Annotated in this window: 7 protein-coding genes; 3 read left to right on the forward strand and 4 right to left on the reverse strand. The window is 73.0% G+C overall.

All coding sequences use genetic code 11. The features are described from left to right. Positions 1–745: EamA family transporter (locus tag EHS43_RS36615; RefSeq protein ID WP_125194910.1), on the reverse strand; the 745-nt coding region annotated here is incomplete at its 3' end. A gap of 93 nt (positions 746–838) precedes the next feature. Between EHS43_RS36615 and EHS43_RS36620 the strand changes: the two genes are divergently transcribed. Both EHS43_RS36620 and EHS43_RS36625 read left to right on the forward strand, forming a co-directional pair. Beyond that, a complete protein-coding gene (locus EHS43_RS36620) occupies positions 839–1411 on the forward strand; it encodes a helix-turn-helix domain-containing protein (protein WP_125194911.1) in 573 nt (190 codons plus the stop codon). A gap of 20 nt (positions 1412–1431) precedes the next feature. Further along, entirely contained in the window at positions 1432–1989 is a 558-nt protein-coding gene (locus EHS43_RS36625) for a YbaK/EbsC family protein (RefSeq protein ID WP_125194912.1), read from the forward strand. A gap of 2 nt (positions 1990–1991) precedes the next feature. On the opposite strand, the gene EHS43_RS36630 is transcribed toward EHS43_RS36625, so the two are convergent. Then, complete coding sequence (locus EHS43_RS36630) at positions 1992–2972, reverse strand: cation diffusion facilitator family transporter (protein WP_260470887.1); 981 nt, start codon at positions 2970–2972, stop codon at positions 1992–1994. A gap of 151 nt (positions 2973–3123) precedes the next feature. Here EHS43_RS36630 and EHS43_RS36635 point away from each other — a divergent pair, with 151 nt between their 5' ends. Further along, positions 3124–3483, forward strand: coding sequence for a metalloregulator ArsR/SmtB family transcription factor (locus tag EHS43_RS36635; protein WP_125194914.1), 360 nt, complete (start codon positions 3124–3126; stop codon positions 3481–3483). Positions 3484–3486: 3 nt separating this feature from the next. Here EHS43_RS36635 and EHS43_RS36640 read toward each other — a convergent pair whose 3' ends face one another. Together EHS43_RS36640 and EHS43_RS36645 are read right to left on the reverse strand one after the other, a co-directional pair. Next, positions 3487–4698, reverse strand: coding sequence for a 4-hydroxybenzoate 3-monooxygenase (locus EHS43_RS36640; protein WP_125194915.1), 1212 nt, complete (start codon positions 4696–4698; stop codon positions 3487–3489). Positions 4699–4722: 24 nt separating this feature from the next. Next, on the reverse strand, positions 4723–5130 hold the full coding sequence (locus tag EHS43_RS36645; RefSeq protein WP_125194916.1) for a CoA-binding protein: 408 nt from the start codon (positions 5128–5130) through the stop codon (positions 4723–4725). Positions 5131–5238 lie beyond the last annotated feature (108 nt).

The raw sequence follows: 5238 nt of genomic DNA on the forward strand, positions 1-5238 counted from the left end.
GGGAGAGGGAGGCGAGGACCGCGGCCACCGTCACCGGGCCGAGCCGGGCCGCCACCGAGTACGTGCCGTTCGCCGCCACGTCCGCCAGGCCGACGAAGGCGAGGGCGGGCAGGGACCACCAGGGGAACCCGGAGCCGGGGAGGGCGGGGGCGCCCCGCCCGACCGAGACGTACAGGGCGGCGCCACCCACCGCCACATTGACCACACGCTGCACGAACAGCGCGAGGAACAGGCCGGTGACGGTCGTGGACGCCTCCGCGATCAGGACGAACACCGTGCCGAAGCCGAGGGCCGCGATCAGGCTGAGGACGATCGCCCGGCGCTGCACCGGGGCTCCGCGCAGCTGGGGGCCGCCCGCCAGGACCACTCCCGTCACGGCCACCGCGATGCCGGCGGCCTGCACCGGCCCGGGACGCTCGCCGAGGCAGAGACCGACCCCGACCGGGACCGCCACGCTCAGCGTGCCCAGCGGGGAGACGACTCCCATCGGGCCGAGGGCGAGGGCCTCGTAGAAGCAGATCAGCGCGACCGGCCCGGCCAGCCCCGCGGCGAACGCGAACCACAGGCGGGGGCCCGCCTCGCTCCAGCCGCCCGTGGCCACCACGACCGCTCCGAGCACGGCCGCCGCGATGCCCTGCGAGATGACCACCACCGTGAGGGCCGGGAGCCGCCGGGTCAGCACCCCGCCGCCGAAGTCGGCCAGGCCCCACAACAGGCTGGTGGCCAGGGCGAAGAACGCTGTCACGGCTCGCCTCGCAGTACAGTTCGGTGAACGATCGGGTGCACCTCACCGTAGTTCATTCAGTTGCACTGTGTCATACAGAATATTGGACGTGACGTGTCGGACCTCGACCTCCTGACCCAGTCCCTCGCGCGCAACGTCAAGCGCTGGCGGACCGAGCGCGGCTTCACCCTGGACGCCCTGGCCGCCCGGGCCGCGGTCAGCCGCGGCATGCTGATCCAGATCGAGCAGGCCCGCACCAACCCCAGCCTCGGCACCGTCGTGAAGATCGGCGACGCCCTCGGCGTCAGCATCACCACGCTCCTCGACTACGAGCAGGGCCCCAAGGTGCGGATCGTCCCCGCCGAGCAGGCCGTACGGCTGTGGCACACCGACGCCGGCAGCTACAACCGGCTCCTCGCGGGCGCCGAGGCCCCCGGTCCGCTGGAGATGTGGGACTGGCGGCTGATGCCGGGCGAGAGCAGCCCCTCGGATCCGCACCCCCCGGGCACGGTCGAGCTCGTGCACGTCACGGCCGGTGAGCTCACCCTCACCGTCGACGGAGTGGAACACCGGGTCCCCGCCGGCGCGAGCGCCTCCTTCGAGGCGAACACCCCGCACACGTACGGCAATCAGGGCGCGGTGCCGATGGAGATGGTCATGGCCGTCTCGGTGCCCGCGGTGTCCTGAGCTGCTGTTAGCGTGCCGTCATGGACGCACCCATCGGGCACTTCGACCACGCCACCCCCGCCCCCGCCGCCCTCGACGAGCTGATCGGCCCGGTCGCCGACGCCGTACGCCGCTGGAGCGGCAGTGTCCCCGCCGAGCAGCTGGTGTACGTCGACACCGACCCGCGTTGGGCCGACACCGCGGTCTTCGTGGAGCACTACGGCCAGGAGCTCCTGGAGCGGTCGGCGAACTGTGTGGTGGTGGCCGGCAAGCGGGGCGGCGAGACCACCCTCGCCGCGTGCCTCGTCCTGTCCACCACCCGGGCCGACGTCAACGGCGTCGTCCGCCGCAGGCTCGGCGCCCGCAAGGCGTCCTTCGCCTCGATGGACACGGCGACCGGGGAGACCGGCATGGAGTACGGCGGCATCACCCCGATCGGGCTCCCCGCCGACTGGCCCCTGCTGATCGACCCGGCCGTGGTCGACCTGCCGTACGTCCTGGTCGGCAGCGGACGCCGGCGCGGGAAGCTCCTGGTGCCGGGCAAGGCCTTCGCCGAACTGCCGGGGGCCGAGGTGCTGGAAGGGCTCGGCGTCGCCTGAGCTCAGGCCGGGGCGTGGTGGGCGAGGGCGTGATGCGGATCCGCCTCGCCCGGGACCGGGGCCGGATCGGCGTGCACCAGGGCCGCCGTGAGCCGGGGCACCGCGTGCAGCAGGGCGTGCTCGGCCGCCACGGCGACCGCGTGCGACTGGCGTACCGTCATCTCGCCGTCCACCACCACCGCCACCTCCGCGCGCAGCCGGTGCCCGATCCAGCGCAGCCTCAACTCGCCCACTGCGCGCACCCCTTCGACCTCCCGCAGCGCGCCCTCGGCCCGGTCCACGAGCTCCGGGTCGACGGCGTCCAGGACCCGCCGCAGCACCTCGCGGGCCGCGTCCCGCAGTACCAGCGTGATCGCGGCCGTGATCGCCAACCCGACGACGGGGTCGGCGAGTTGCCAGCCCAGGGCCGAGCCGCCGGCCCCGACGAGCACGGCCAGTGAGGTGAACCCGTCGGTGCGGGCGTGCAGTCCGTCCGCCACCAGCGCCGCCGAGCCGATGTCCCGGCCCACCCGGATGCGGTGGCGGGCGACCCACTCGTTGCCCGCGAAGCCCACCAGCGCGGCCGCGGCGACCGCGGGGACATGCGCCACGGGACGTGGATCGAGCAGCCGGTCGATCGCCGCCCACCCCGCGAAGGCCGCGCTCGCGGCGATCGTCAGCACGATCACGATGCCCGCGAGATCCTCGACACGGCCGTAGCCGTACGTGAACCTGCGGGTGGCCACACGCCGGCCCAGCACGAAGGCGATACCGAGCGGTACGGCGGTCAGCGCGTCCGCCGCGTTGTGCACCGTGTCGCCGAGCAGCGCGACGGACCCGGACACCGCCACGACGGCCGCCTGGGCCAGGGCCGTGACCCCCAGCACCGCCAGCGAGACCCACAGGGCGCGCATGCCGCGCGCGGAGGACTCCAGGGCGGAGTCGAGCTTGTCGGCGGTCTCGTGGGAGTGGGGGGTCAGGAGGTGCGCCAGGCGGTGGCGCAGGCCGTGCCGGTGTTCGTGCGCGTGCTGATGGTGGTGCCGGTCTTCGTGCGCGTGCTGAGGGTGGTGCCCGGGGTGGTGGTCGCTCACGTGGTGCCCCTTTCCGGTGCGCGCGACGGTGGACGTGTCGCGTCCACGGAGCCATTATGTGCGTATGAGCGCACGCACGCACCTATCACCTGCGCACCATGCGCATCCGCGCACTCCCGGCGAGGAGCAGTTCGCCCTCGCCGCCGAGATCCTGGCCCTGCTCGGCGACCGCACCCGGCTCACCCTGCTGCACGCGCTGGCCGGGGGAGAGGCGGACGTCTCGACGCTCACGGAGGTGTGCGGGGCGGCCCGGCCGGCGGTCAGCCAGCACCTGGCGCGGCTCAGGCTGGCGGGGCTGGTGAGCACGCGCAAGGAGGGGCGCCGGGTGGTCTACGCCCTGCGCGACGGTCATCTGCGCCGACTGGTCGACGAGGCGCTGAACGTGGCCGACCACCGGCTCGGCGACCGGCCGGTGCACGACTGAGGATCAGTAGGTGGCGGCCGTACCGAGATACTGCTCCGCGAAGGCGGCCGCGGCGGCCGGTGAGGTGAACAGGCGGCGCAGGCGGGCGAAGGTGGTGCCCGCGCGGTACTCGTCGCCCGACGAGGTGCCGTGGTAGACCTCGGAGAGCCACTGGGAGAACTCCTGGTAGTCCCACACGCGCCGCAGACACGCCTCCGAGTAGCCGTCGAGACCGCTCCCGTCGTCCTCGCCGAGGTAGGCGACGAGCGCGTCGCCGAGCAGGAAGGCGTCGTGCAGGGCGAGGTTCATGCCCTTCGCGGCTATCGGTGCGGTGAGGTGGGCGGCGTCCCCGGCCAGGAAGAGGCGGCCGAACGTCATCGGCTCGACCACGTAGTTGTGCATGTCGAGCACGCGCTTCTCGATCAGCCGGCCCTCGGTGAGCGCGGGGGTGCCGTCCGCGCCCAGGCGCAGCTGGAGTTCGGTCCAGACGCGGTCGTGGGGCCAGTTCTCCGGGTCGTCGCCGGGCGGACACTCCAGGTAGTAGCGGGTGACCTCGGGGCTGCGGGCCATGTGCCCGGCGAAACCGTTCGGGTGGATGCCGAACAGGACGCAGTCGGAGGACGGCGGCGCCTCGGCGAGCAGTGCCAGCCAGCCGACGCCGTAGTCGTGCCGGGCGATGTCGGTGGTCTCGGGCAGGACGGTGCGGGTCACCCCGCGGGCCCCGTCGCAGCCGGCCACGAACTCGCAGTCGACCACGTGCCGTTCGCCCGTCTCCGTGTCGGTGTACGACACGGAGGGCCGGGGCGACCGCAGGTCGTGCAGCCGGACGTCCCGGACGCCGAAGCGGATCTCGCCGCCCCGTACGTCGGCGTACTCGCGCACCAGATCCGTGACCAACAGGGGCTGCGGGTAGACGAAGTGGTGCTGCCCCGTGAGCTCGCCGTAGTCGAAGCGGAAGCGGTCGCCGGCGAAGCGGAACTCGCACTCGGTGTGCAACTGGGCGCGCTCCAGCAGGGTGTCGGCTAGACCGCGCCGCTGCAGACCCCTTACGGCCCACTCCTCGATGACGCCCGCGCGGGGGCGCTGCTCGATGAACGCGCGAGTCTCCGCCTCCAGGACGAGGCAGTCGACGCCGGCGGCCCGCAGGATGTTGCCGACCGTCAGCCCCGCGGGTCCGGCACCGACGATGACGACCGGAAAACGCTGTGGCGCACCGGAGTTGGGGTGGAAGGTCACCCGGTCATTATGTCGGGGGTCCCGTCAGCCCAGGCGGGGGATCTCGATCGCCGGGCACCTGTCCATCACCATGTCGAGACCGGCGGCGCGGGTGCGGTCGTAGGCGGACTCGTCCACGACGTCGAGCTGGAACCACACCGCCTTCGCGCCCTTGGCCACGGCCTCGTCGGCGACGGCTGCCGCCAGGTCGCTGTTCACGAACACGTCGACCACGTCCACGTCGAAGGGGATGTCCGCGAGGGAGGCGTAGCCCTGCTCCCCGTGTACGGTCTCCGCCTTGGGGTGGACCGGCACGATCCGCTTGCCGTAGCGCTGGAGCACCGCGGCGACGCCGTACGCCGCCCGCCCCTGGTTCGACGACAGGCCGACGACGGCCCAGGTGTCGCCTGCTTCGGTGAGGATCTTGCGGATCGTCGCTGGGTCGCCGTACACGTCGGATCTCCTGAGAACGGGGGAACTGTGCCATGGGACCAAACACCGGGGACGGTTCGGGTCTTCCCGCCCGGGCTGCTGGGCTTGCCTTGGGGGGTGGTCCGGGGG

This window comes from Streptomyces sp. RP5T, assembly GCF_003933965.1.
Taxonomy (GTDB): Bacteria; Actinomycetota; Actinomycetes; order Streptomycetales; family Streptomycetaceae; genus Streptomyces.

What these genes read in the sequence shown, in the direction of transcription:
- EHS43_RS36635 (WP_125194914.1), top strand. Translation starts at nt 3,124, where the DNA reads ATGAGCGCACGCACGCACCTATCACCTGCGCACCATGCGCATCCGCGC.
- EHS43_RS36625 (WP_125194912.1), top strand. Translation starts at nt 1,432, where the DNA reads ATGGACGCACCCATCGGGCACTTCGACCACGCCACCCCCGCCCCCGCC.